This is a genomic window from Variovorax jilinensis, assembly GCF_030316885.1.
GTDB lineage: Bacteria > Pseudomonadota > Gammaproteobacteria > Burkholderiales > Burkholderiaceae_C > Variovorax > Variovorax jilinensis.
The window spans coordinates 39973-64858 of record NZ_JASZYQ010000005.1; the positions used below are offsets into that span (position 1 = coordinate 39973).

Genomic DNA, 24886 nt, shown 5'->3' on the forward strand with positions numbered 1-24886 from the left:
CACGGCAAAAGGACGATGAGCCGCGGACTCGTACGAGACAGTCATCCGGGCGCATGCCGAGCGGTGTAGGAAGGCGCCGCCTCCATGACCACGCGTCGACGCACATGGCGCAATCGCCACGAACCACCGTTGGTCGGGCGAGGGAGGCACCACGGATCTACGCGTCGGTCTCCTACACGGCCCGGAAGGGTCGGCGCCTAGCCTCCCGGTCCTCCTCACGAAGACCACCCTCACGAAGTCCACCATGGCCACCAAAAAGCTCCCCACCCCACCCGCATCAACAATCGATGCCGCCCGCGCCGCTGCCCGCAACACGGACAGCGCACCTGCCACGCCGCCACCGGCTGACGCCGGCAAGGGCGATGCGCCCACGCAGAAGGCGATCGATACCGGCGCCACGGCCGCTGCCATGCCCTTCAATGCGAACAAGCCGCTCGAGCATGGCGAGGCCAACGCACGATCGACACCGGTCGGCGCCAGCGTGCGCCCGCCTTCCCGGCTGCCCGGCGCCAGCACGCTGTCTGAGGCGAACGTGTCGGGCAAGACCGGCACAAGCGCCCGGGATGGCGTCAATGCCACCATCGACACGCTCGACCGCGTGCGGGTCGACGCCAGCGGCCAGGTGCTGACCACCAACCAGGGCGTCGCGATCGCGGACAACCAGAATTCGCTGAAGGCCGGCCCGCGCGGGCCGGTGCTGCTCGAGGACTTCATCCTGCGCGAGAAGCTCACGCACTTCGATCACGAGCGCATTCCCGAGCGCATCGTGCATGCGCGCGGATCGGGCGCTCATGGCTTCTTCGAGTGCTATGAGCCGCTGACGAAGCACACGAAGGCGGCGCCTTTCAACGAGGCCGGGAAGATCACGCCGGTCTTCGTCCGCTTTTCGACCGTGGCAGGCGAACGCGGCTCCAAGGACACCGCGCGCGACGTGCGCGGTTTCGCGGTCAAGTTCTATACCGACGAAGGCAACTGGGACCTGGTCGGCAACAACATGCCCGTCTTCTTCATCCAGGACGCGATGAAGTTCCCGGATCTCGTGCATGCAGTGAAGCCCGAGCCTCATCATCAGATGCCGCAGGCCGCGAGCGCGCACGACACCTTCTGGGACTTCGTCTCGCTGATGCCCGAGTCGACCCACATGCTGATGTGGCAGATGTCCGACCGCGCGATCCCGCGCAGCTACCGGATGATGCAGGGCTTCGGGGTCCACACCTTCCGGCTCGTCAACGACGCGGGTGAATCGGTGTTCGTGAAGTTCCATTGGCAACCCAAGCTCGGCACCCATTCGCTGGTGTGGGAGGAGGCCGTGAAGATCTCGGGCGCCGATCCGGACTTCCACCGCCGCGACCTGTGGGAAGCGATCGAGGCCGGCGACTATCCCGAGTGGGAACTGGGCCTGCAGATCTTCACCGAGGAGCAGGCCGAGCAGTTCAGCTTCGACATCCTGGACGCGACCAAGCTGGTGCCCGAGGAGCTGGTGCCGGTGCAATTGGTCGGGCGCATGGTGCTCAACCGCAACCCGGACAACTTCTTCGCCGAGACCGAGCAGGTCGCGTTCTGCACGGCCCACATCGTTCCGGGCCTCGACTTCACGAACGACCCGCTGCTCGCGGGCCGCATCCATTCGTATGTCGACACGCAGATCAGCCGGCTCGGCGGCCCCAACTTCCACGAGCTGCCGATCAACGCGCCGATCGCGCAGGTGCACAACAACCAGCGCGACGGCATGCACCGGCAGGCCATCCACCGCGGCCGCGTGGCGTACGAACCCAACTCGCTCGCGGGCGGCTGTCCGTTCCAGGCGGGGGCGGCGCAGGGCTTCGTGAGCGTCGCGCGCCGCGCGGATGCCAAGGAGAGCGCCGACAAGGTGCGCATCAAGCCCGAGAAGTTTGCCGACCACTACACGCAGGCGCGTCTCTTCTTCGAAAGCCAGTCGCAGGTGGAGCAGGCGCACATCGGCAATGCCTTCCGCTTCGAGCTGTCGAAGGTCACGGTGCCCGCGATCCGCGAGCGCGTGGTGTCGATGCTGCGCAACGCCGCGCCCGACCTGGCGGCACGCCTCGCACAGGATCTCGGCATGGAATTGCCCGATGCGATGCCCAAGGCGCTGGAAAACCCCGCCGCCCCTGAGGTCGAGAGCTCGCCTGCGCTGTCGCTGCTGGCACGGCCGGGCGACGGCGGTATCCGCACGCGCAAGGTCGCCGTGCTGGTGGCGCACGGCGTGGAAGGCGCCTCGCTCGGCAAGGTGGTGTCTGCGCTGGTGGCGGCCGGCGCGGTGCCGCGGCTCGTGGGTGCACGCCTGGGAACCTACGTGGGCGCGGGCGGCGAGAAGTTCGCGGCCGACGCGACGATGGAGAACTCGCCGGGGTTCCTGTTCGATGCCCTGGTCCTGCCGGACGGCGTGGATGCGTTGGCGACGCTGGACGAGGATGCCCATACGCTGGAATTCATCCGCGCCCAGTATTGGCACTGCAAGACGATCCTGGCCTTCGGTGCCTCGCAGGCTCTGCTCGACGAGGCCCAGGTTCCGCTCACGCTGCCTGACGGCTCGACCGATCCGGGGTTGATCCTGGCCGACGCCGCGGATGCCGATCAGGCGGTGGCCGACTTCATCGAGGCGATGGCCACGCGGCACTTCGGTCGCGAGAATGATCCGCCGGCGCCTTGAGCTCAAAAAAAGCTGCGGCATTGTTCGGCGCGCCAGGAGACCTGCCATGAACCACGAATCATCCGGCGGGCCCACGGGCCCGCCGTTGTACCCGGTGAGCCTGCGCATCAATGGCGAGGCCCACGACCTGAATGTGCCCGCATGGGTCACGCTGCTGGATCTGCTGCGTGACCGACTCGATCTCACGGGCACGAAAAAGGGGTGCGACCATGGGCAGTGCGGCGCCTGCACGGTCCTGGTCGACGGGCGCAGGATCAACGCCTGCCTGACGCTCGCCGTCATGCGCAGCGGCAGCGACGTCGTCACGATCGAGGGCCTCGCGCAAGACGGCACGCTGCACGAGATGCAACGGGCCTTCGTCGAGGCGGACGCACTCCAGTGCGGCTATTGCACGCCGGGTCAGATCTGCTCGGCCGTAGGCCTGGTGCGCGAGGGCGAAGCACACAGCGACGCCGAGATCCGCGAACTCATGAGCGGGAACCTCTGTCGCTGCGGCGCCTATCCTCAGATCGTGCGCGCGGTTGGCACCGTGCTGCGCGCCGGGTCTGCGAAGGATGCGGCGTGAACCCGATCGACTTTCATGCGAGCGTTGACATCGACGACGCCCTGGCGGCCATCGGGCGCGAGGCCGGCAAGCCTCTGCCGGTGCGCTGGATCGCCGGCGGCACCAACCTGCTGGACTTGATGAAGGCACGGGTCGTGGGCGCGAGCGGGCTGGCCGACATCAACGGACTCCCGCTCACGCAGATTGTCCGGAGCGAGTCGGGCGGGCTGATGCTGGGCGCGCTGGCGCGCAATGCCGACACCGCCTACGACCCGGTGGTGCGCAAGCACTATCCGTTGATCACGGCCGCAATCCTGGCCGGTGCCTCGCCGCAGATCCGCAACATGGCCTCCAACGGAGGCAATCTCCTGCAGCGCACGCGCTGCGTCTATTTCTACGACACCGCGACGCCGTGCAACAAGCGGGCACCCGGCAGCGGGTGCTCGGCGATCGGCGGCCTCACGCGGCAGCATGCCATCCTCGGGGCGAGCGCGCACTGCATCGCCACGCACCCGTCGGACCTCTGCATCGCGCTCGCCGCGCTCGAAGCCCGGGTGCACGTGCGCTCTCGCGACGGGCTGCGTGTGATCGCGTTCGCAGATTTCCACCGGCTTCCGGGGGAACATCCGGAACAGGACACGACCCTGGCGGAAGGCGAGCTCATCACCCACATCGAGCTGCCCGAGGCGGACCGCTTCGTCGCGCACTCGAGCTATCTCAAGGTGCGGGACCGTGCCTCGTATGCATTCGCGCTGGTGTCCGTGGCCGCCGCGCTGGACCTCGGCGAAGACGGATCCGTGCGCGAGGTCCGCTTGGCCCTGGGCGGCGTCGCGCACAAGCCCTGGCGCAGGCCTGAGGCCGAAGCCCGGCTGGCCGGGCGGGCGCCGACACAGGAGGCCTTTGGCGAGCTCGCCGACGCGCTTCTCGCCGAGGCCGAAGGGCAGGGCGGCAACGACTTCAAGATCACCCTGGCGCATCGCGCCATCGTTCGCGCGCTCACCATGGCGCTCGAGGGCACGCCCAGCAACACGGGGCAGGTCGCGGCCTCGGCATCTCCCGAGGACTACCCATGACGCGTTCTTCCGCCGCATCCCAAGGACCGATGGCTGAGGCGGGCACCGGCGCCGTCCATGCCGGGATGTCAGTCTCGCGGGTCGACGGGCGGGCCAAGGTGACGGGCGAAGCGCGCTATGCGGCCGAGTACCCGGCCGCAGACCTGTGCCACGGCGTCGTCGTCAACAGCACGATCGCCAAGGGCCGAATCACCGGCATCGATGTGCGCGAGGCGATGGCGATCCCGGGTGTGCTGCTCGTCATCACGCACGAGAACCGCCCGAAGATGCGATCGTTCGGCATCTTCTACAAGGACATGACGGCGCCCGCGGGCGCACCGTTCCGGCCGCTGTACGACGACAGGATCGTCTGCAGCGGGCAGCCGGTGGCGCTTGTCGTCGCCGAGACCTTCGAGCTCGCGCGCCATGCAGCCGCGCTGGTGCAGGTGAGCTATGCGGCAGAGCCGCACGAGACGAACCTGCTCGCGCACATGAACCGCGCCCACGTGCCGAGCCGCCTGAAGGCGGGCTACTCGCCGCCGCCGGCCGAGAAGGGCAACGCCGCGGCCGCGTTCGCCGATGCGCCCGTGAAGATCGAGGCCGCCTACTACAGCGGCGTCGAGCACCACAACCCGATGGAGCTGTTCGCCTCGACCGTGATCCGCGGCGACGATGGCCACCTGACGATCTACGACAAGACGCAGAGCTCGCTCAACAGCCGCTGGTACGTGTCGCAGGTGTTTGGCATCGCGCAGCGCAAGATCACGGTGCGCAATCCCTACGTCGGTGGCGCCTTCGGCTCCGGCCTGCGGCCCCAGTACCAGCTGACGCTCGCGGTGATGGCGTCGCTGATGCTCAAGCGTTCGGCGCGCGTGGTGCTGACGCGGCCCCAAATGTTCACCTTCGGCCATCGGCCCGAGACCGTGCAGCGCATGCAGCTCGCGGCCGAGCGTGACGGCACGCTGCGCGCCATCGTCCACGAGGCCGTCGCCGAGACCTCGCGCTTCGAGGACTATGTCGAGGTGGTCGTCAACTGGTCCGGGCAGCTCTATGCCTGCGACAACATCCGGATGGGCTACGTGCTGGTCGCGCTCGATCACTACAGCCCGATCGACATGCGCGCGCCGGGTGCCGCGCACGGGGTGCACGCGCTCGAGGTCGCGATGGACGAGCTGGCGCATGCGCTCGACATGGACCCGCTTGCGCTGCGGCAGAAGAATTACGCGGTGCGCAATCCGATGGACGACCTTCCGTATTCGACCAAGGAACTGCTCGCCTGCTATCGGCAGGGGGCCGAGCGTTTCGGTTGGGACCGGCGGCCCGTGGCGCCGCGCTCGATGCGGGAAGGCCACGAACTGATCGGCTGGGGCATGGCCACGGGCACCTGGGACGCCATGCAGATGACGGCCCGTGCCGGTGCGGTGCTGCATGCGGACGGCACGCTGGTCGTGAGCAGCGCCGCGAGCGACATCGGCACCGGCACCTACACCGTCATGGCCATGATCGCCGCCGAGGCGATGGGATTGCCCCTGGAGCGCGTGAGCTTCCGGCTCGGCGATTCGGCGCTGCCGTTCGCACCGATCGAAGGGGGCTCCTCGCATGTCACGACCGTCGGTTCCGCGGTGCAGGGCGTGTGCGAGAAGCTGCAGCGACGGCTCTTCCGGCTGGCGCGCGCACTGCCGGCCTCGCCGTTCCGCGCCGCGCGTTTCGATCAGGTGTGCTTTGCCGGCGGTGCCATGCAACTGCGCGGCGCGAGCGATGTAGGCGTGGCCCTCGTCGACCTGCTGGCTGCCGCCGGCAAGGGAAGGATCGAGGCCAAGCACCTGATGCTGCCCAATGTGCTGAACCAGAAGAAGTACCTTCGCGCCACGCACTCCGCGGTCTTCTGCGAGGTGCGTGTGGACGAGGACCTTGGCACCGTTCGCGTCACCCGCGTGGTCAGTGCGATCGCGGCGGGTCGCATCATCAGCGCGAAGACCGCGCACAGCCAGGTCGTCGGCGGCGTCGTCTGGGGCATCAGCCAGGCGCTGCACGAAGAGACGCATGCCGACCATCGATTCGGCCGGTTCATGAACCACGATCTCTCGGAGTATCACGTCGCCGTGAATGCCGACATTCATGACATCGACGTCATCTTCGTCGAGGAAGACGATCGCGTGGTCAGTCGGCTGGGCGCCAAGGGCGTCGGCGAGATCGGAATCGTCGGCGTGTCCGCCGCGATCGCGAACGCGATCTTCCACGCCACCGGCCGCCGGGTGCGAAGCACCCCGATGACGCCCGACAAGGTCATGCGGTCGTAGGCTGCGAGATGGCCCGTCGCCGTGCGGTACGCAGGAAGGCCGGCGCGACGGCCTGGCATGCAAAGGCAGCCTGTGCGGCTCCGAGTTGGCGTGGTGCGCATGGCAGGTAGGCGCGTACCTTCGGGTCGACCCACCGGCCGCCGCGTCGCGCGTTGCTCTAGACTTTGAAGGGTTGCGAAGCCTTCGCTTCCCGCAAGTTCTTGAACGCCCGACCCATGCCCAAGCTGCCCGACGCCCACACGCCTGCGCTCGACGGGCCGGCCTTTCTGGCCGGCAGCGGCGAGATGGCGACCCTGATGCGCGGGAACGACTGGGCTGCCTCGCCGCTCGGAGAGCCCGCGCACTGGCCGCAATCGCTTCGGACCGTGGTCCGGCTGATGCTCAACACCGGTCACCCGATGTACGTCTGGTGGGGCCCCGAGCTGATCTGCCTCTACAACGATGCCTACCGCGAGTCGATCGGCCCAGAGCGCCACCCGGATTCGCTGGGCCGTCCGGCGCGCGAGGTCTGGGCCGAGATCTGGGACCTGATCTCGCCGCAGATCGAGCAGGTCATGAACGGCGGCGGCGCCACCTGGAACGTCGATCACCTCGTGCCCATCACGCGCCACGGTCGGCGCGAAGACGTCTACTGGACCTACAGCTACAGCCCGATCGACGAGGACGCGGCGCCTGGCGGCGTCGGCGGCGTGCTGGTGGTGTGCACCGAGACCACGCGGCAGGTGCAGGCCACGCGCCAGCTCATCGCCGAACGCGATCGCTGGGCCTCGATGTTCGCGCAGGCCCCGACCTTCATGGCGCTGCTCGACGGCCCCGAGCATCGCTTCGAGATCGCCAACCCGGCCTATCTGCAGGTGGTGGGCCAGCGACCGCTGCTCGGCCTGACGGTCGCCGAGGCGCTGCCGGAGGCAGTCGGCCAGGGCTACGTCGCGCTGCTCGATCGCGTGTACGCAAGCGGCGAGGCCTACTCGGCCACCGGGGCCGTGTTTGCTGCGGCGCCTTCGCCGGGCGGACGCGTGTCCAGGCGGTTGGTCGACTTCGTCTACCAGCCGATCCGCGCGGCCGACGGCAGCGTGAGCGGCATCTTCGTGCAAGGGGCCGACATCACCGACCGCGCCATGGCGGAGAACGCGCTGCGCGAGAGCGAGTCCCGCTTCCGCTCGGCGCTGAATGCGGGCCGCATGGGCGCCTGGGAGACCGACTACGAGACCGGCACGCGGACCTGGACACCCGAGGGCATGGCGCTGTTCGGCATCGACCTGCCCGACGGCCGTGGCCAGGTCGGCGGTCCCGACGATGAATACGCGAGTGCGCTTCATCCCGACTACCGCCACCTGGCGGCCGGCTTTCGCGAGCTCGCGGACAGGCAGGACTCCTTCGCGGCCGAGTACTGGATCAGGCGGCCGGACGGCACCCGGCTGTGGCTCTCGGGCCGCGGCATGGTGCTCTCGCGCAGCGCGAACGGTCGCGCTCACCGGCTGGTCAGCATCATGGCCGACACCACCGAGCGCAAGCTGGCCGAACAGCGCTTGCAGGTCGAGCACGAGCGCCTCGAGCTCGCGCTCGGCGCCGGCCGCATGGGCGCCTACGACATGCAGCTTCCGGACGGCGTCCTGTGGTGGTCGGCCCAGACCTATCGCCTCTTTGGCGTCAGCGAGCAGAGCTTCGTGCCGGCGCCCGACAAGGTGCTCGCGCTGTTGCATCCCGACGACCGCGAAGCTTTCTCGCGGGGGCGCGCCGAGTCCTTCGCGCAACGGCGGCCGTTCGTCCACGAGTTCCGCATCCTTCGGCCCGACGGATCCGAGGCCTGGCTCGGCCATCGCGGACACGCCGAATACGGCGCCGATGGCGTGCCGGTGCGCAGCTTCGGGATCACGATGGACATCACCGAGCGCAAGCAGGCCGAGCAGGCGCTGCATGACGCGGATCGCCAGAAGGACCGCTTCATCGCGATGCTCGCGCACGAGCTGCGCAACCCTCTGGCACCCATCCGCAACGCGGTGGGCGTGCTGCGCAAGACCGGCGGTGCCGACGCCGCCATGGCGAGCTGGTGCCACGACGTCATCGAGCGGCAGGTCGGCCAGATGGCGCATCTGCTCGACGACCTGCTGGACGCCTCGCGCCTGAGCCAGGGCCAGCTGCGGCTGCGGCTCGAGCGCCTGGCGCTGGCGACCGCGATCGACCGCGCGGTCGAGATCGCGCGGCCTGCGATCGATGCCGCGGGCCACACGTTCTCGCTGCGGCTTGCGCCCGAGCCCCTGATCCTCGACGGCGACCTCACGCGGCTGGCCCAGGTCTTCTCCAACATCCTGATCAATGCCGCGAAGTATACCCCGCGTGGCGGTGCGATCGAGCTGTCCGTCGAGCGCCATGGCGCCGGCGCGCTGGTGTGCATCGCGGACAACGGCATCGGCCTGGATGCCCGGCACCTCGACCAGATCTTCGAGATGTTCGGCCAGGTGGAGTCGTCGCTGAATCGCTCCGAAGGCGGCCAGGGCATCGGCCTCGCGCTTGCCAAGGCGCTGGTCGAGATGCACGGCGGAACGATCGCCGCGCTCAGCGAGGGCCTGGCCCGCGGCAGCCGGTTCGAAGTGCGGTTGCCGCTGGCGGTCGAGCCATCCGCGGCGGCGATGCCAGTGGCGGACCCGCACGCCGATGCCGGGGCGGAGACCGCCTGGCGCGTGCTGGTGGTCGACGACAGCCGCGACAGCGCCGACACGCTCGCGCTCGCGGTGGAGGCTCTCGGCCACAGCGTCGAGGTTGCCTATGGCGGCGAGGCCGGATTGGCACGCGCCGAAGTGCTTCGGCCCGACGCGATGCTGCTCGACCTCGGCATGCCCGGCATCGACGGCTACGAGCTGTGCCGGCGCATCCGCGCCTTGCCCTGGGGCGGCGAGGTCGTGCTGATCGCCCAGACCGGCTGGGGCGGCGAGCGCGACCGCGAGAAGACGCGCGACGCCGGCTTCGACCACCACGTGGTCAAGCCGGTCGACCTCGGCGTGCTCGATGCGCTGCTGCAGCGGCGCTAGCGAATGATCGAGGCGCGCCGGTAGTTGCGCCGCGCCACGGCGGCATACCACAGCGCAGCGAGCGGCATGCCGACGATGTCGATGAACAGCGACACGTCCGTACCCTTGGCCGGCATCGTGCCCTTGATGATGCGTGCCGTGTAGGTCAGCGTGGAGCCGGTGAGCACCGGGCTGCGCAGCAGCGCCACCACCTGGCGCAGCTTCTGGCCCTCGACGATCGAGATGTCGGCGCTCGGCGCGTCGGCCAGGAAGCTCTGCGCCCCCTGCGTCCAGAAAGGCGCAAAAGCCGAGGTGCTCATGTTGCCGGCGATGCGTTCGGGCCGATCGGAAAAGAACAGAGTGACAGGGCTCACGTCCCTCAGCGCCAGCTTGCCGGTGGTCTTGTCGTAGCTGACGCTGTCGGCCGTCTGCACGAAGAGGAAGTCGGCGAAGGAGGGGGCCGGCGCGTCCGCGCCCTGCACCAGGCGGGGCGCGAGCGCGGGTGCCGAAGCGAGCAGGGTCGCGGCGCTGACGAAGCTGCGTCGGTTGGCCATGGTTTCCTCGGAAGGCGATCGATCGAGAACCGAAGCATGCCGCAGCGCGAAGCGGCGGTCCAGGGGCGCGGCCTTCAGCGGCGAGCCGCGGTGCGCGAGTTCCCGGTCACGCTGGCCTGGAAACCCGGCACGCCTGCCAGGTTCCTGCATCGGGTGTCGCGCCGATGGCATGCATCGTGCAAGATGCCGCCATGGCCGCCCGTTTCCTCGACACGCTGCGCCCGCGTGTGCAGGCGATCGCCTTCCAGGCCCGGGCCCAGGCGATCCAGGTGCTGCTGGCGCTCGGCAGCCTGATGGCGCTGTGCGCGCTCGCCGGCCGCACCGATGCCGTGATTCCGCTCTTCCTCGGCGCGATCGCGAGCGCGCTGGCCGAGACCGACGACAGCTGGCGCGGCCGCATGCGCGCGCTGGTGGTCACGCTCATCGCGTTCGCGATGGTCTCCTTCTCGGTGGAGGCGACCTTCGCGCGGCCGCCGTTCTTCATCGCCGGACTTGCTCTCGCGGCCTTCTGGCTCACGATGCTCGGCGCCGTCGAGGCCCGCTACAAGTCGATCGGCTACGCCACGCTGGTGCTCGCGATGTACACCACGCTCGGCATGGACAACCAGGCCCATCGCGGCGCCGCGTCGCTGCGCGAGCCCGTGCTGCTGCTGGCCGGAGCCACCTGGTACGGCTTGCTGTCGGTGCTCTGGTATGCGGCCTTTCCGGCCCAGGAGGTGCAATCGCGGCTGGTCAAGCTCTACACGGTGCTCGGTGCCTACGTGCGCTACAAGGCCTCGCTGTTCGAGCCGCTGCGCGATGTCGACATCGAGAGCAAGCGGCTGTCGCTGGCGCTGCTCAATGCCGAGGTGGTCGGTGCGCTCAACGCGGCCAAGGAAAGCATCTTCAGGCGCATCGGCGCGCGCGCACCGAGCGGGCGCCTCTCGCGCTACCGCGGTCTCTACCTGATCGCGCAGGACGTGCACGAGCGCGCGAGCTCCTCGCACGAGGACTACAACGCGATGGCCGACGCCTTCTTCCACAGCGACCTCCTGTATCGCTGCCAGCGTGTGCTCGACCTGCAGGGCGTGGCCTGCGAGCGGCTCGCGGGCTCGATCGCACGGCGCGAGCCTTTCGTCTTCGGCAGCCAGACGGCGCAGGCGCTGGGCGAGCTGCGGGCAGCCCTCGACCACGCGCGGGCACGCGCCGATGCACCGCAGCGGCGCAAGCTGCTCGAAGCGGTGGAGGCGCTGGCGCGAAACCTGGTCCGGCTCGATGCCCAGCTGGCCGGCGCCAGCCAGCCCTCGGCGCGCGCGGGCCGCACGGAGATGAAGCTCTTCGACCGCTCGCCGCGCTCCTGGCACGACGCCGCCGAACGCGTACGGCGCCAGCTGACGCCTCGCTCGGCGCTGTTCCGCCATGCGCTGCGGCTGTCGGTGGCACTGGCCGCGGGCTATGGCGTGATGCTGGTCATTCATCCCGCCCAGGGCTACTGGATCCTGCTGACCACCCTGTTCGTCTGCCAGCAGACCTACGGCGAGACCATCTCCCGCATGGGCCAGCGCGTGGCGGGCACGGTGCTCGGCGTGATCGTGGGCTGGGCGCTGCTGCAGCTGTTTCCGCAACCGGTGCTGCAGTCTGTGCTGGCGGTGGCGGCCGGCGTGCTGTTCTTCGCCACCCGCGCCAGCCGCTACCTGCTCGCCACCGCGGCGATGACGGTGCTGGTCCTGATGTGCTTCAACCAGGTCGCCGACAGCGACGCGCTGATCGTGCCGCGGCTGGTCGACACGGCGATCGGCAGTGCGATCGCGGGCCTCGCGGTGCTGCTGGTGCTGCCGAACTGGCAGGCGCGCCGCTTCAGCGAGATCGCGGCGACCGCGATGCGCAGCCATGCGGGCTACCTGCGCCAGATCGTCAAGCAGTACCGCTCGGGCGCGGTCGACCATCTCGAATATCGGCTGGCGCGGCGCAACGACCACAACGCCGATGCGGCGCTGTCGACCGCGGTCGCCGACATGTTCCGCGAGCCCGGCTTCGTGCGCCCGCGCGCGGGCATCGCGCTGCGCCTGCTGATCCGCTCCCACACGCTGCTGAGCTACCTCTCGGCGCTCGGGTCGCATCGCGTCGCGCTACCCGATCCGGTGCGCGCCCTCGGCGTGATGGCGGCCGCCGAGAGCGCTGCCACTGCGCTCGACGGGCTCGCGATGGGGCTCGACAAGGGCGAGCTCGAGGTCAGCTCCACGCGCCTGGCCCAGGAGGCGCTGGTGCGCATCGAGCTCGGCGGCCCGCCGCAGGAAGTCGCGGAGGACGCGATGGCCGAGTCCGCCGATGGCGACGACGCCTCGCTGCGCCTGCTGCGCACCGAGGTCAACCTGGCCTGGCTGCAGATCGATGCACTGCGCCATCACGCGCGCGAGTGGCTGGCCCCCGAGAGCGCCGAAGTGGCGGATGAAGATCCGCAGGCCGTCAAGCCCGCCGCTTGAACATCGCCGAGCCGCCGCTGGCGAGCGCCACGTCCTCGGCCGCGGCCAGCAGCACCGGGCCCAGCGCCAGCATGCGCTCCTCGGTCAGGCGCACCGACGGCCCCGCGATGGTGACCACGCCGATCGCCGCCCCGTTGCCGCTGCGCACCGGCGCGGCCATGGCGGCCATGGCGGGCGCGAACACCTCGTTGATGACCGCGAAGCCGCGCTTTCGCGCCGCACGAAGGTAGGCCAGCAGCGCCTTGACCGTGGTCGGCGCCTTGGGGCCGAAGTCTTCGGGTTTGCCGAAGCCCTGCTTGGCGACCAGCTCGAGCGCCTGCTCGTCGGTCATGGTCGACAGCCAGGCATGGCCGGCCGAACTGCACGACAGGTTCACCGACAGGCCCATGTCGGGGTCGTAGCGCAGCCCGCGGGTCGCGCCCTGGGCCTTGGCGACGAAGGTCAGCTCGTCGCCGTCGACCACGGCCAGCCGCACCAGTTCGCCGGACTCGGCCGCCAGCCGGTCGAGCAGCGGCTGCGCGACGTCGACCACCCCGCTGTTGCTCAGGAAGCTGAGGCCGAGCGAGACCACCTTCATGGTCAGCATGTAGTCGCCGTGGCGCTGGTCCTGGCGCACGTAGCCGTTGCGCACCAGCTCCGCGAGCATGCGGTGGGTGGCGCTCAGCGGCATCTGCATCTCGGTGGCGAGCGCCGACAGCGCGGTGCCGTCGGGATGCTCCGCCAGGTGCTCTATCACTTTGAAGCTGCGTTCGATGATCGAAGTCATGGGGTTCGGGGGGCGGGGGAGGGCCAAGTATGCAACTGCGACGACCTGGGCGAGATGCAGAGCTTGGCGCCATTAGAGCAGGAAGCTGTAAAGGGTTTTCACGAATGGAAAGACTTTCCACTTGAAACCTATGATCGCCCCCGATCCGCCTGCCACCCCGGCCGGCGCCTGTTTGTCCATCCTCATGGAGACCGTCTTGAGACTTCTGAACCGCCTCACCCGCACGCTGGCTCTCGCCGGCCTTGCCTTCGCCCTCGCAGCGCCTGCCCTCGCCCAGGACCAGGAACGCGTCATCCGCTTCGGCCACCTGAACAACGCCGACCACCCGGTGAGTTTCGGCGTCAAGCGCTTCTCCGAACTGCTGGCGGCCAAGAGCGGCGGCAAGATGAAGGTGCAGGAATTCCCCGCCTCGCAGCTCGGCAACGAGATGCAGCAGCAGTCCGCGCTGCAGGGTGGCGTGCAGCAGATGTCGGCGCCGGCCACGACCTCGCTGGCTGGCATCGTGAAGGAATTCGGCCTGGTCGACTTCCCGTTCGCGGTCGCCAACTTCGCGCAGGCCGATGCGCTGCTCGACGGCCCGCTGGGCCAGGCGCTGATCGCCAAGCTGCCCGAGAAGGGCCTGGTCGCGCTCGGCTACTGGGACCTGGGCTTTCGCAACGTCACCAACAGCAAGCGCCCGATCGCCAAGCCGGAAGACTTCGACGGCCTCAAGATCCGCGTGATTCCGAACCCGGTGTTCCTCGAGACCTTCAAGGCCTTCAAGGCCAACCCGGTGCCGATGCCCTTCGCCGAGCTCTACGGCGCGCTCGAAGCCAAGGCCGTGGACGGCCAGGAGAACCCGTTCTCGGTGATCCTGTCGAACAAGTTCTTCGAAGTGCAGAAGTATCTGAGCGCGACCAACCACGTCTATGCCGCCAACATCGTGCTGGTGAGCAAGAAGTTCTGGGACTCGCTGACCCCCACCGAGCAGAAGTGGATGAACGAGGCCGCCAACGAGGCCCGCGGCTACCAGCGCCAGGTGAGCCGCGCCGCGGCCCAGAAGTCGGTCGGCGACCTGCAGGCCAAGGGAATGCAGTTCAACGAGGTGTCGCCGGCCGAACAGGCCCGCATGCGCCAGATCGCCAAGCCGGTCGTCGACAAGTTCTCGGCCAGCTACGACCCCGCGATCGTCAAGCTCTACAACGACGAGCTCGCACGCATCCGCAAGTGATGACGGTGAACCAGGGAGAAGCCACATGAAGATCCTCGTCCTGCACGGACCGAACCTGAACCTGTTCGGCCGCCGCGAGCCCCACATCTACGGCAGGACCACGCTGGCCGAGATCAACGCCAGGCTCGAGGCGCTCGCCGCCGAGCTCGGCGTGACGCTCGCCGTGATGCAGTCGAACCACGAAGGCGCGCTGATCGACTTCCTGCACGCGAACATCGACGAGGCGCAGGGCGCGCTCGTGAATCCGGCCGGGCTCACGCAGCATGGGGTGCCGCTGCACGACGCGATCAAGGCCATGCCCTTCCCGACGCTGGAAGTCCACATGTCCAACATTGCGGCGCGCGAGGCATGGCGCGCGCATTCGATCATCTCGCCCGCCGTCCGCGGCACGATCCAGGGCCTGGGCCCGCAGTCGTACCTGGCGGCGCTGCGCGCGCTGGTCGAACTGCAGCGCGAAGCCGCCGCGGCGGCCTGATTTCGCCCCACGGCGACACGAAATGGACGTATCTTCCGGCCTTCGGACAAAGAGACAAACAACATGAATCGATGGCTCGACAGATGCTGCAAGGGCATCGAGATGCTCATTGCCGGGGCGCTGGCGGTGATGGTGGTGCTGGTATTCGGCAACGTGGTGCTGCGCTACGGCTTCAACTCCGGCATCACGGTGTCGGAGGAGGTGTCGCGGTGGCTCTTCATCTGGGTGACCTTCCTGGGGGCCGTCGTGGCGCTCAAGGAGCACGGCCACCTGGGCGTGGACATGGTGGTGCAGAAGCTGCCGCCCGCCGGCAAGAAAATCTGCCTGGCGCTCGGCCACGTGGTCATGATCTACATCGTGTGGCTGCTGTTCCAGGGCAGCGTGGCGCAGGCCAAGATCAACTGGGACGTGACCGCGCCGGTCACCGGCGCCTCGATGGCGGTGGTGTATGCCTCGGGCATCGTGTTCTCGGTGATGGCCTTCTTCATCCTGGCGCTCGACCTCTGGCGGCTGCTGAGCGGCCAGCTCAGCGACGCTGAACTGGTGATGGTCCAGGAGTCCGAGGAAGCCGTGGCGCTGCAGCAGATCCTGGGCACCGCCAACGACACCGATCCCGTTGCCGCCAATGCCGGCGCACGAGGAGCCAGGCCATGACGATCCTTGTCTTCGTGGGTTCCCTGCTGCTCGCCATGGCGATGGGCATTCCCATTGCCTTCTCGCTGCTGGCGAGCGGCGTGGCCCTGATGTGGCACCTCGATCTGTTCGACGCCCAGATCCTGGCGCAGAACGTGATCGGCGGCGCCGACAGCTTCCCGCTGCTGGCCGTGCCCTTCTTCATGCTGGCCGGCGAGATCATGAACGTCGGCGGGCTGTCCAAGCGCATCGTCGACTTCGCGCTCGCGCTGGTCGGCCACGTGAAGGGCGGCCTGGGCTACGTGACCATCCTGGCGGGCTGCCTGCTGTCGGCGCTGTCGGGCTCGGCGGTGGCCGATGCGGCGGCGCTCACCGCGCTCCTGCTGCCGATGATGGTCAAGGCCGGCCACGACAAGGCACGCGCGGGCGGCCTGATCGCGGCCACGGGCGTGATCGGCCCGGTGATCCCGCCCAGCATCGGGCTGGTGATCTTCGGCGTTGCGGCCAACGTGTCGATCTCCAAGCTGTTCCTGGCGGCGATCGTGCCGGGCATCCTGATCGGCGCTGCGCTGTGGCTGACCTGGGCCTGGCTGGTGCGCAAGGAGAAGATCGTGCCGCCGCCGCGCAAGTCGGGCGCTGAGATCTTCACCGCGTTCCGCAAGGCGCTGTGGGCACTGCTGCTGCCGCTGATCATCCTGGTGGGCCTGCGCATGGGCGTCTTCACGCCGACCGAGGCGGCAGTGGTGGCGGCGGTGTATGCGCTGTTCGTCTCGACCGTGATCTACCGCGAGCTCACCTGGAAGGACCTGTACGGCATCTTCGTGAGCGCGGCGAAGACCAGTGCGATCGTGATGTTCCTGATCGCCGCGGCGATGGTGAGCGCCTGGCTGATCACGGTGGCGGACCTGCCCTCGAAGGTGGTGGGCCTGCTGCAGCCCTTCATGGACAACAAGATCCTGCTGATGATGGCGATCATGGTGCTCGTGATGGTGGTCGGCACCGCGATGGACATGACGCCCACGATCCTGATCCTGACGCCGGTGCTGATGCCGATCGTGAATGCGGCGGGGATCGACCCGGTGTACTTCGGCGTGATGTTCATCATCAACAACTCGATCGGCCTGGTGACGCCGCCGGTGGGGACGGTGCTCAACGTGGTGGCGGGTGTCGGGAAAATCTCGATGGACGATGTCACCAAGGGTGTGGTCCCCTTCATGATTGCGGAGTTCGCGATCATGTTCGTCATGGTCCTGTTCCCGTGGCTGGTCATCTGGCCGGCGAAGTTCTTCTCCGGCTGACGAGGCGACCACAGGCCGGGGCAACCCGGCCTTTTGCATTTCAACGAGATCAAGGAGACATTCCATGAAGCATTTCTTCCGCCAGACCCTCGTCGCGGCCGTTGCCACGCTGGCCATGGTCGCGGCCGGCGCGCAGGTCAAGGAGCGCACGCTCAAGTTCGCCTTCCAGAACCAGACCGGCCATCCGCAGGCGCAGGGCGCGCAGAAGTTCGCCGAGCTCGTGGCCGCCAAATCGGGCAACAAGATCACGGTCAAGCTGTTCCCGGGCGGCGCGCTCGGCGGCGACCTGCAGACCGTCTCGGCGCTGCAGGGCGGCACGGTCGAGATCACGGTGCTCAACGCCGGCATCCTCACGGCCCAGGTGAAGGAGTTCGCGGCCTACGACTTCCCCTTCCTGTTCAACAACGGCAAGGAGGCCGATGCCGTGACCGACGGCCCCTTCGGCAAGAACCTCTTCGCCAAGCTCGAGGAGAAGGGCCTGCACGGCCTGGGCTACTGGGACCTGGGCTTTCGCAATGTCACCAACAGCAAGCGGCCGATCGCCAAGGCCGACGACATCGCGGGCCTCAAGATCCGCGTGATCCAGTCGCCGATCTACATCGACCTCTTCAACACGCTGGGCGCCAACGCGACGCCGCTGCCCTTCCCCGAGCTCTATTCAGCGCTCGACCAGAAGGCGGTCGACGGCCAGGAGAACCCGAACACCGTGATCCTGTCGTCCAAGTTCGCCGAGGTGCAGAAGTACCTCACGCAGACCCGCCACATCTACAACCCGCAGGCGCTGATCATCAGCAAGAAGACCTGGGACGGCATGAGCGCGGACGAGAAGAAGATCGTCGGCGACGCCGCTGCCGAGGCCACCGTCTTCCAGCGCGAGGTGTCGCGCGGCGCTGCCGACAGCGCGCTCGAATCGCTCAAGAAGGCCGGCATGACCGTGACCGAACTGCCGCCGGCGGAGATGGCCAAGCTGCGCGAGAAGGTCAAGCCCGTGATCGACAAGTACTCGGCGACGGTCGGCGAGGCCACCGTCAAGGAACTGATGGCGGAGATCGCCAAGGTTCGCAAGTAGGGCCGGACGACAAGGCTCGGCGCCGCCGCACGGGGACATGTCAAAAGACATGAATCCAGCCGGCGGCAAGTCCCGTATCAATGGCTTCGAAGCAGAGATCGGGACCTCGTTGAACTCACCAGAAGATATCGTCGACAAGGCTCGTCGCCTTCGGCGGGAGACTGAAGCGCTCTACAGCGGCTATCACGATGTCGATGCCTTGCAGACGGGCCGCCGAGCCGGCGGTCCCGCAGCACGCCTGCGGCATTGGTTCAGGCGCGTGCGCGACGCGCTGCGTCGATGACGGGGCGCCCGGCCACGAGCGGCCGGCCCAGCCATCGACACGCTCAGAAGCGGTAGCGCATCGTCAGCGTCGCGTTGCGTGGCGCCAGGTACGTGATCTGGCTGTAGGCGTCGAACATGCCGTAGTACTTCTCGTCCGTGACGTTGTTGACGTTGAGCTGCAGCGACAGGCGCGGGTTGAAGTCGTAGCGCGCCATCAGCGACACCAGCGCGAACGAACCCTGGTCGATGCGCTGGACCAGGCCCAGCGGATTGAGCGCGTCCGTGTAGGTGCTGCCTTGCCAGTTCACGCCGCCGCCGATCGTCAGGCCGCTGAGCGCGCCATCGAGGCGGTAGGTCGTGAAGATCTTCAGCAGCTTGCGCGGATAGATGGTGTTGACGTCGCGGCCGTCGGCGTCCTTCAGGCGGTACTGGGTGTAGCCGGCGCTGATGTTCCATCCGCGCGAGATCTCGCCGTTCGCTTCCAGCTCGAAGCCTTCGCTGGTGGCGCCGTCCGAGGCCCGGTAGACGGTCTGCGGCAGGCCGCCCAGGCCCGGGATGGTCTGGGTCGTGGCGACCGCCAGGTTCTTCTGCTTGATCTGGAAGATCGCGGCCGAGGCGTTGAGCTGGTTCTCGAGGAACGCCCCCTTGATACCGGTCTCGAGGCTCTCGCCCTTGATCGGATCGATGTAGTTGCGATTGATGTCCTGCTGGATCTGCGGCTGGAAGATGTCGGTGTAGCTGCCGTACCAGGTCAGCTGCTTGGTCAGGTCGTACAGCAGGCCCACGTACGGCGTGACTTCGCTGTTGTACTTCTGGTCGACGGGGCTGCTGTACATCTCCTCGCCGCTGCGGCGGAAGTCGGTCACGCGCGCGCCGATGATCACCTTGAACGGATCGGTGATGTTGAAGCGCGCGGCGCCGTAGATCGCGTCCTGCTTGGTCTCGCTGTTGCCGTACGGCGTGAGCGGACCCCAGATCGGCTCGGGGTAGACGCCGTTCCAGAGGTTGAAGTTGGGCACCATGCCGACGGCGAAAGGCAGCGCCGCGCGGCTGTCGGCGTTGAACTTCTGCGTCTGGCTGTTGTAGCCGAAGGCCAGTTCGTGCGTGCGTCCGCCCAGCTCGATCGGGCCGGCGGCCGTCAGCGCGAAGTCGTCCTGCGTGGTCTTTACCTTGTACGAGGCGGCGAAGGCGCCCATGCCCTCGCCGGTCAGGAAGGTGGGTGCGCCCGAGAGGTACAGCAGGTGGGAATCGGCCTTGCGCTCGCCATAGTTGTAGGCGGCCCCGATCTTCCAGTTGTTGGCGAGGCGGTGCGAGATCGACGCGAAGTACTGGTCGTAGGTGGTGTCCCAGCGGGTCCAGTCGGCGGCCGTGGAGGTGGACCGGTCCCAGTTGGTGCGGAAGCCCTCGGCATACCAGACCGGCAGGCCGCCCCACATCGGGCCCTTGGAGTCGACCTGTTGGCGGCCGGCGCCCGCGGTCAGCAGCGTGTTGGGCGTGAGGTCGGCCTCGAAGGTGGCGAACAGCGTGCCGTTGGACTTGCTCAGGCCGCGGATGTAGCTGTCGCCGTCCGAGTATTCGCCGACGATGCGGGCGCGGAAGGTCTTTGCCTCGTTCACCGGCGTCGACAGGTCGATCATGGCTCGGCCGGTGCTCCAGCTGCCGCCTTCCAGCTCGACGCTGCCCGTGAACACGTTGCTGCTGGCGCGCTTGCGCACCAGGTTCACGGCGGCCGACGGATCGCCCGCGCCGGTCGTCAGGCCGGTTGCGCCGCGCACCACTTCGATGCGGTCGTACATGGCGGTGCTGGTGAAGATCTCGCCCGAGCTCCACGGCTGCTGCCAGGTGGTCGGCACGCCGTCGATCATGATCGTGTTGATGTCGAAGCCGCGCGACACGAACTGCGCCCGGCTGGTCTCGTACTGGTTGACCGAGACGCCCGTGGTGTTGTTCAGCACCTCGGTGATGTTCGTGAGGTTCTGGTCCTCGATGCGCTGCTGCGTGATCACGGTCACGGACTGGGGCGTTTCGCGCAGCGTCAGGCCCAGCGGCGTGGCGGTGTTCGACGGGCCGTTGGTGGTGTAGGAGCCGGTGCCCTCGGTGGTCTCGGTCGAGCCGGTGACCCTCACCTCCGGCAGCGTGCCGGCGGACTGCGCCTGTGCATGGGCCAGGGCCGGCATCGCGATGGCAATGCACAGCGTCAGCGTGCGGAGGCGCCCCGGTGCTTCCGGATGGCCGAACGGCTTGTTAAGTACCCTCTTGTTCATTTCTTTTCCTGTATGGGTTGCTCCGTCCTTCCGGCTTGCCACGGCATGCATTGACCGGAAAGTAGAACTTTATGAGAATGCGAATGATACGCAATATGTAATTTGATGGCGCTGGGTTGTTGCACGGTGGCAACAACCGCAAGGCGCGATCGATCTTTCAGGCCGGAGGGGCGCAAAGTGACGAGTCGTGGAATCCAGGCCTGGGCCTGGGTGCACAAATGGACCAGTCTGATCAGCACGGTCTTCATGCTGCTGCTGTGCATCACGGGCCTGCCGCTGATCTTTCATCACGAGATCGGCCATCTGCTCGGCACGGAGGTCGAAGCGCCCAAGATGCCTGCCGACACGCCGCGCGCCAGTCTGGACCGCGTGCTGGAGGTGGCGCGCGCCAAGCACCCCGACCGGGTCGTGCAGTTCGTCTCCCAGGCCGAGGACGACGACGCCATGTGGTTCGTGACGCTGACGCCCACGCCAGATCCCACCGATGACTTCAAGTCGGTGGTCGTCGATGCCCGGACCGCCGAAGTGCTCGGCCAGCCCAGGTTCGACGAGGGCTTCATGTACGTGATGTTCAAGCTGCACGTCGACCTGTTCGCGGGCCTGCCGGGCAAGCTGTTCCTGGGCTTCATGGGCCTCTTGCTGCTGATCGCGATCGTCTCGGGGGTGGTGCTCTACGCGCCTTTCATGCGCAAGCTCGAGTTCGGCACCGTGCGGCGCGAACGCCGGCCGCGCGTCAAGTGGCTGGACCTGCACAACCTGCTCGGCATCGTGACCCTGGTCTGGCTCTTCACGGTCGGCGCCACCGGCATGATCAACACCTGGGCCGATCTGCTGATCAAGTACTGGCAGTACGACAAGCTGACCGTGTTGATGGCGCCCTACAAGGGCCAGCCGGTGGTGCCGGCCGCAGAGCGAGGCTCGGTGCAGAAGTCGCTTGACGTGGCCCTGGCGCACGCGCCGCACATGAAGCCGTCGTTCATCGCGTTCCCGGGCACGGCCTTCTCGAGTCCGCATCACAACGCGGTCTTCCTGCGCGGCAACGAGCCATTGACCTCGCGGCTGCTGCAACCGGTGCTGGTCGACGCCAAGACCAACGAGCTGACCGCGGCACCTGCCCTGCCGTGGTATCTCACCGGGTTGCTGCTGTCGCAGCCGCTGCACTTCGGCGACTACGGCGGCATGCCGATGCAGATCCTCTGGGCCCTGCTGGACATCGCGACCATCATCGTGCTGGGCAGCGGGCTCTACCTCTGGATCAGGAAAGGGCGAACGGTGCCGACGCCCGTGGTTCCAGCGGTCCTGCCGCCCGTGAGTTCCGGCCGGCCGTCCATCGTCCCGGAGTAGACGATCAGCTGCCTGCGGCGTTCGGATCGCGCCAGGCGCGCTCGAACGGCAATCGCCAGGCATGCGGCGCGATCAGCTGGTGGATCGGTTTCGGTCCCCATGAGCCCGGCGCGTAGAGCCGCACCGGTGGCGGCGCCTCGAGCAGCGGGGTCGACACCTGCCACAGCCGCTCGATGCCCTCGGCGGTGGTGAAGAGCGTGCGGTCACCGCGCATCGCGTCGAGGATGAGGCGCTCGTAGGCTTCCAGTACCTCGCCCACCATGCCGGTGTCGCGCATCGCGAACTGGAGGCTCAGCTTGTCCAGCCGCATGCCCGGGCCGGGTCGCTTGCCGTAGAACGACAGCGACATCTTCGACGCATCGGCAAGGTCGAAGGTCAGGTGGTCCGGCCCCTGCGCGCCGACGCCGGACCCCGGCGGGAACATGCTCTTCGGCGGCTCCCGGAAGGCGATCGAGATGATGCGCTGGCCTTCGGCCAGCCGCTTGCCGGTGCGCAGGAAGAAGGGCACGCCGGCCCAGCGCCAGTTGTCGATGTGGCACTTCAGCGCGACGAAGGTCTCGGTGTCGGAGTCCGGATCGACCCCTTCCTCCTGCCGGTAGCCGCTGTACTGGCCGCGGACCACGTCGGCCGGCACGATCGGCAGCATGCTGCGGAAGACCTTGTTCTTCTCCTCGCCGATCGGTGCGGGCTCGAGCGCGGTTGGCGGCTCCATCGCCATGAAGCCCAGGATCTGGAACAGATGCGTCACCACCATGTCGCGGTACGCGCCGGTCTGCTCGTAGAAGCTCGCGCGCTTTCCGAGACCCAGCGTCTCGGGCACGTCGATCTGCACGTGGTCGATGAAATTGCGGTTCCAGATCGGCTCGAACAGGCCGTTGGCGAAGCGGAACGCGAGGATGTTCTGCGCCGGCTCCTTGCCGAGGAAGTGGTCGATGCGAAAGATCTGCTCTTCCCGGAACACCTCGTGCAACTGGCTGTTGAGGAACACCGCGCTCGCGAGGTCGGTGCCGAAGGGCTTCTCCATCACGATGTGCGAGCGCTCGACCAGGTCGGCCGCACCCAGCATGCGCACCACAGACAGGGCCGCGCTCGGCGGCACGCTGAGGTAGTGCAGGCGCCGGCACTCGACCGCACCCAGGGAAGCTTCGGCACGCTCGACCGCGTCCTTGAGCGCCTGCGCGCCGCCCGACAGCGGCACGTAGTCGAGCATGGCGGCAAACGCATCCCAGTCGGCCGGCCGCACCTTGCGGCTGCCGAACTCGTCGAGCGCGCTGCGGGCCGCGGCGCGGAAGCCCTCGGCATCGAGTTCGTCGAGCGAGACCCCGATGATCCGGCAACCCGGGATGAAGCCCGCGCTGCAGAGGTGGAACAGCCCCGGCAGCAGCTTGCGCCGCGCCAGGTCGCCGGTGGCGCCCACCAGCATGACCACCTGCGGGAAACGCGGGCCGACGCCCGGAGGGATCTTCGCCATGCCTGCCACCTTTGCTGTTGTCTTTCGGGAGGGCAAGCGATTTTGATGCCAGGTGGCCGTGCCGGGCGGGGTTTGCGCGGGTTTGCCAGCGCCGCGCGGCGCGCGCATCATCCCTGGCCGCAGAAGCCAACCAGGCAGGAGAAGGAGACAGCATGAGATTCGAAGGCAAGACGGTGGTCGTGACGGGCGCAGCCTCGGGCATCGGCCGGGCGAGCGCCTTGCGATTCGCGGCCGAGGGCGCGCAGGTGGTCGCTGCCGACATCGATGCCGTGGGCGGCGAGGCGCTGGCGGCGCAGTCGGGCGGACGCATCGTCTTCCAGCGCACCGACGTCTGCGAGGTCGACCAGATCCGCGCGCTGATGGACTTCGCGGCCGAGCGCTCGGGCGGCATCGACGTGCTCTTCAACAATGCCGGCGCCGGTGGTGCTCGGGCGCGCATCGACGAGATCGATGCCGAGGCCTGGGACCGCACGATGAACCTGCTGTTGCGCTCGGTCGCCATGGGCATCCGCCATGCGGTGCCGCACATGATCGCGCGTGGCGGCGGCGCCATCGTCAACACCGCGAGCGTGGCGGCACTGTCCACCGGCATGGCGCCGACCGCCTATTCGGTGGCCAAGGCCGGCGTGCTGCAGTTGTCGAAGACGGCCGCCGCCGACCTCGCGCGACACAGGATCCGGGTCAACGCGGTCTGCCCGGGCCTCATCCGGACCGGCATCTTCTCGGCCTCGTTCGACGTTCCGCAGGCGCTGAAGGCCAGCGTCGACGAAATGGTCGCTGCCATGGCCGCCAAGGCCCAGCCGGTGGCGCGCGCCGGCACGGCCGAGGACATCGCGGGCGCCGTGAGCTACCTGGCCAGCGACGACGCGGCCTTCGTCACGGGCACCCACCTGCTGGTCGATGGCGGCATGCTGGTCGGACCGCGCCACAGCTGGGACCCTGAGACGCCGGGCATGGGCGAGGCGATCCGCCGGCGGGTCGAGGCGTCGATGGCCGCTCAGGCGGCGGCGCGGTAGACCACGCGGAAGCGCTCGCAGAGCACCGGCATGCGCGGGGTGGCCTGCCGGCCCAGGCGCGCGCACTCGCGGCCGAAGTAGTTCTGGTGGACGCGACGCCAGTACGCGAGCGAACCATCGCCTTCGCCCTCGGCGGCCGCGAATTCCGCGCCGACCTGCTCGAAGGCGAGCACCTCGATCGCCAGCGTCTCGATCACGCAGGCGGGCCGGCCGTCCCACCAGGTCACGATGCTCAGGGCGCCGGGCGCGGGCGCCGCGACGCCGCGCGCTTCGAAGGACCAGACGAGGCTTGCGGTGGCGCGCTTGGTGCCGGCCAGCACCAGCGCCGCCAGCGCATCGGCGTCGGCCGGGTTGTCATCGAAGTGGAAGGCTTCGAAGAACCGGTCCGAGCGGTCGTCGCCGACCTCCCTGAGGAATGCGTCCCAGAAGGCAGTCACGTCGGGTGTCATGCCTCTGCTCCTTGGCTTCCCTGTCGGGTGACCGTG

General features: G+C 68.2%; 19 protein-coding genes. 14 read left to right on the plus strand and 5 right to left on the minus strand.

What is annotated here, in order from left to right:
* Positions 1-244 precede the first annotated feature (244 nt).
* The 5 genes from QTH87_RS18445 to QTH87_RS18465 all read left to right on the plus strand — a co-directional run bounded on the left by QTH87_RS18445 (position 245) and on the right by QTH87_RS18465 (position 9596).
* A complete protein-coding gene (locus tag QTH87_RS18445; protein ID WP_286611294.1) occupies positions 245-2671 on the plus strand; it encodes a catalase in 2427 nt (808 codons plus the stop codon).
* Between the two features lie 46 nt (positions 2672-2717).
* Complete coding sequence (locus QTH87_RS18450; RefSeq protein WP_286611296.1) at positions 2718-3236, plus strand: (2Fe-2S)-binding protein; 519 nt, start codon at positions 2718-2720, stop codon at positions 3234-3236.
* The gene (locus QTH87_RS18455; RefSeq protein ID WP_286611298.1) at positions 3233-4288 is read left to right on the plus strand and encodes an FAD binding domain-containing protein; all 1056 of its coding nucleotides are present in this window, start codon (positions 3233-3235) and stop codon (positions 4286-4288) included. The genes QTH87_RS18450 and QTH87_RS18455 overlap by 4 nt, the downstream gene beginning before the upstream one ends.
* Entirely contained in the window at positions 4285-6567 is a 2283-nt protein-coding gene (locus tag QTH87_RS18460; protein ID WP_286611300.1) for a xanthine dehydrogenase family protein molybdopterin-binding subunit, read from the plus strand. The genes QTH87_RS18455 and QTH87_RS18460 overlap by 4 nt, the downstream gene beginning before the upstream one ends.
* Positions 6568-6782: 215 nt before the next feature.
* Entirely contained in the window at positions 6783-9596 is a 2814-nt protein-coding gene (locus QTH87_RS18465; protein ID WP_286611301.1) for a hybrid sensor histidine kinase/response regulator, read from the plus strand.
* Here QTH87_RS18465 and QTH87_RS18470 read toward each other — a convergent pair.
* Complete coding sequence (locus tag QTH87_RS18470; protein WP_286611303.1) at positions 9593-10129, minus strand: hypothetical protein; 537 nt, start codon at positions 10127-10129, stop codon at positions 9593-9595. The genes QTH87_RS18465 and QTH87_RS18470 overlap by 4 nt on opposite strands.
* Positions 10130-10320: 191 nt before the next feature.
* Here QTH87_RS18470 and yccS point away from each other — a divergent pair, with 191 nt between their 5' ends.
* Complete coding sequence (gene yccS / locus QTH87_RS18475) at positions 10321-12591, plus strand: YccS family putative transporter (protein WP_286611304.1); 2271 nt, start codon at positions 10321-10323, stop codon at positions 12589-12591.
* Here the strand turns inward: yccS and QTH87_RS18480 are convergent.
* Positions 12575-13357 (minus strand): IclR family transcriptional regulator, encoded by a 783-nt coding sequence (locus tag QTH87_RS18480; RefSeq protein ID WP_286611306.1) that lies wholly within the window; start codon positions 13355-13357, stop codon positions 12575-12577. The genes yccS and QTH87_RS18480 overlap by 17 nt on opposite strands.
* A gap of 196 nt (positions 13358-13553) precedes the next feature.
* Between QTH87_RS18480 and QTH87_RS18485 the strand changes: the two genes are divergently transcribed.
* The 6 genes from QTH87_RS18485 to QTH87_RS18510 all read left to right on the plus strand — a co-directional run bounded on the left by QTH87_RS18485 (position 13554) and on the right by QTH87_RS18510 (position 18325).
* Positions 13554-14567: a TRAP transporter substrate-binding protein gene (locus QTH87_RS18485; protein WP_444812811.1), complete on the plus strand. Its 1014-nt coding sequence runs from the start codon at positions 13554-13556 to the stop codon at positions 14565-14567.
* 25 nt (positions 14568-14592) lie between these two features.
* A complete protein-coding gene (locus tag QTH87_RS18490; RefSeq protein WP_286611309.1) occupies positions 14593-15042 on the plus strand; it encodes a type II 3-dehydroquinate dehydratase in 450 nt (149 codons plus the stop codon).
* Between the two features lie 63 nt (positions 15043-15105).
* Positions 15106-15696 carry a TRAP transporter small permease gene (locus QTH87_RS18495; RefSeq protein ID WP_286611311.1) on the plus strand — a complete coding sequence of 197 codons (591 nt, stop codon included), beginning with the start codon at positions 15106-15108 and terminating at the stop codon, positions 15694-15696.
* On the plus strand, positions 15693-16973 hold the full coding sequence (locus tag QTH87_RS18500; protein WP_286611313.1) for a TRAP transporter large permease: 1281 nt from the start codon (positions 15693-15695) through the stop codon (positions 16971-16973). The genes QTH87_RS18495 and QTH87_RS18500 overlap by 4 nt, the downstream gene beginning before the upstream one ends.
* Positions 16974-17037: 64 nt before the next feature.
* Positions 17038-18042, plus strand: coding sequence for a TRAP transporter substrate-binding protein (locus QTH87_RS18505; RefSeq protein ID WP_286611314.1), 1005 nt, complete (start codon positions 17038-17040; stop codon positions 18040-18042).
* A 37-nt stretch (positions 18043-18079) separates the two neighbouring features.
* Positions 18080-18325: a hypothetical protein gene (locus QTH87_RS18510; protein ID WP_286611316.1), complete on the plus strand. Its 246-nt coding sequence runs from the start codon at positions 18080-18082 to the stop codon at positions 18323-18325.
* Between the two features lie 43 nt (positions 18326-18368).
* Here QTH87_RS18510 and QTH87_RS18515 read toward each other — a convergent pair whose 3' ends face one another.
* Entirely contained in the window at positions 18369-20570 is a 2202-nt protein-coding gene (locus tag QTH87_RS18515) for a TonB-dependent siderophore receptor (protein ID WP_286611317.1), read from the minus strand.
* A 177-nt stretch (positions 20571-20747) separates the two neighbouring features.
* Here QTH87_RS18515 and QTH87_RS18520 point away from each other — a divergent pair, with 177 nt between their 5' ends.
* Positions 20748-21914: a PepSY-associated TM helix domain-containing protein gene (locus QTH87_RS18520; protein WP_286611319.1), complete on the plus strand. Its 1167-nt coding sequence runs from the start codon at positions 20748-20750 to the stop codon at positions 21912-21914.
* 4 nt (positions 21915-21918) lie between these two features.
* Here QTH87_RS18520 and zwf read toward each other — a convergent pair whose 3' ends face one another.
* On the minus strand, positions 21919-23385 hold the full coding sequence (zwf, locus tag QTH87_RS18525; protein ID WP_286611321.1) for a glucose-6-phosphate dehydrogenase: 1467 nt from the start codon (positions 23383-23385) through the stop codon (positions 21919-21921).
* 152 nt (positions 23386-23537) lie between these two features.
* Between zwf and QTH87_RS18530 the strand changes: the two genes are divergently transcribed.
* Positions 23538-24401 (plus strand): SDR family NAD(P)-dependent oxidoreductase, encoded by an 864-nt coding sequence (locus QTH87_RS18530; RefSeq protein WP_286611322.1) that lies wholly within the window; start codon positions 23538-23540, stop codon positions 24399-24401.
* Here QTH87_RS18530 and QTH87_RS18535 read toward each other — a convergent pair.
* Positions 24383-24850 (minus strand): ASCH domain-containing protein, encoded by a 468-nt coding sequence (locus QTH87_RS18535; RefSeq protein WP_286611324.1) that lies wholly within the window; start codon positions 24848-24850, stop codon positions 24383-24385. The two genes, QTH87_RS18530 and QTH87_RS18535, sit on opposite strands and share 19 nt — an antisense overlap.
* Positions 24851-24886 lie beyond the last annotated feature (36 nt).

Excerpts from the sequence above, each read along its gene's own strand:
- zwf (WP_286611321.1), bottom strand. The coding sequence starts at position 23,385 with ATGGCGAAGATCCCTCCGGGCGTCGGCCCGCGTTTCCCGCAGGTGGTC.
- QTH87_RS18490 (WP_286611309.1), top strand. The coding sequence starts at position 14,593 with ATGAAGATCCTCGTCCTGCACGGACCGAACCTGAACCTGTTCGGCCGC.
- QTH87_RS18450 (WP_286611296.1), top strand. The coding sequence starts at position 2,718 with ATGAACCACGAATCATCCGGCGGGCCCACGGGCCCGCCGTTGTACCCG.
- QTH87_RS18445 (WP_286611294.1), top strand. The coding sequence starts at position 245 with ATGGCCACCAAAAAGCTCCCCACCCCACCCGCATCAACAATCGATGCC.
- QTH87_RS18470 (WP_286611303.1), bottom strand. The coding sequence starts at position 10,129 with ATGGCCAACCGACGCAGCTTCGTCAGCGCCGCGACCCTGCTCGCTTCG.
- QTH87_RS18480 (WP_286611306.1), bottom strand. The coding sequence starts at position 13,357 with ATGACTTCGATCATCGAACGCAGCTTCAAAGTGATAGAGCACCTGGCG.
- QTH87_RS18530 (WP_286611322.1), top strand. The coding sequence starts at position 23,538 with ATGAGATTCGAAGGCAAGACGGTGGTCGTGACGGGCGCAGCCTCGGGC.
- QTH87_RS18495 (WP_286611311.1), top strand. The coding sequence starts at position 15,106 with ATGAATCGATGGCTCGACAGATGCTGCAAGGGCATCGAGATGCTCATT.
- yccS (WP_286611304.1), top strand. The coding sequence starts at position 10,321 with ATGGCCGCCCGTTTCCTCGACACGCTGCGCCCGCGTGTGCAGGCGATC.
- QTH87_RS18500 (WP_286611313.1), top strand. The coding sequence starts at position 15,693 with ATGACGATCCTTGTCTTCGTGGGTTCCCTGCTGCTCGCCATGGCGATG.
- QTH87_RS18510 (WP_286611316.1), top strand. The coding sequence starts at position 18,080 with ATGTCAAAAGACATGAATCCAGCCGGCGGCAAGTCCCGTATCAATGGC.
- QTH87_RS18535 (WP_286611324.1), bottom strand. The coding sequence starts at position 24,850 with ATGACACCCGACGTGACTGCCTTCTGGGACGCATTCCTCAGGGAGGTC.
- QTH87_RS18515 (WP_286611317.1), bottom strand. The coding sequence starts at position 20,570 with ATGAACAAGAGGGTACTTAACAAGCCGTTCGGCCATCCGGAAGCACCG.
- QTH87_RS18505 (WP_286611314.1), top strand. The coding sequence starts at position 17,038 with ATGAAGCATTTCTTCCGCCAGACCCTCGTCGCGGCCGTTGCCACGCTG.
- QTH87_RS18460 (WP_286611300.1), top strand. The coding sequence starts at position 4,285 with ATGACGCGTTCTTCCGCCGCATCCCAAGGACCGATGGCTGAGGCGGGC.
- QTH87_RS18465 (WP_286611301.1), top strand. The coding sequence starts at position 6,783 with ATGCCCAAGCTGCCCGACGCCCACACGCCTGCGCTCGACGGGCCGGCC.